The organism is Lyngbya sp. CCY1209 (assembly GCF_055795065.1).
In genome coordinates, this window is the sequence record NZ_JAYFER010000369.1 from 1 (window position 1) to 584 (window position 584).

At 43.8% G+C, this 584-nt stretch carries 1 protein-coding gene; it reads right to left on the bottom strand.

Annotated elements, in window-relative coordinates:
* A partial coding sequence (locus AC0QHF_RS10570) for a group II intron maturase-specific domain-containing protein (protein WP_324704170.1) occupies positions 1 to 584 on the bottom strand: 584 nt, incomplete at both ends.

Consider the following 584-nt stretch of genomic DNA (forward strand, 5'->3'; position numbering starts at 1 on the left):
CTTATCCTTCCTTTCGTCCCCATTACTCAGTTTTGCCATACCTGTTCGGTAGTATTTTCTGAGCGTTTTGTATTCGGAGTTTCCGCATCGTGACACTACCCATGCCCGCAGTTGTTGCCAGAGTATGTTATCTAGTTTGCTGAAAGTCTCCTTGGAGACTACCCCCGAGTAGTATCTTGCCCATCCAGTGATGATGGGGTTGAGTTGTTTTATCAGGGCGGCTTGAGGTGCTGTTTTAAGGTTTTTAATCACCTCTTTTACCTTTTCAATGTGGGCTTTGATTGCCTTTTTTCTCGGTTTTATGTGGGTTACAAAGCCTAGTAGTTTACTGACCTTTCCCCCACTTTTTCCGGAGACGTGTTTTCCGGCAGGATATTGCCTAATGTTGAACCCTAGGAAGTCAAAACCAGGTGAGACTATTTTTCCGTTTACTTCGATTTCTTGAAGTGTGTGGCAGATTCTTGTCTTTTCTGGTTTGAGTCGGAGTCCAATGGGCTTTAACCATGAGGAGATAGCAATCTTGCACTGTTCAATGATTTCGCGGCTTTGTGATATGACCACAAAATCATCGGCATATCTAACGA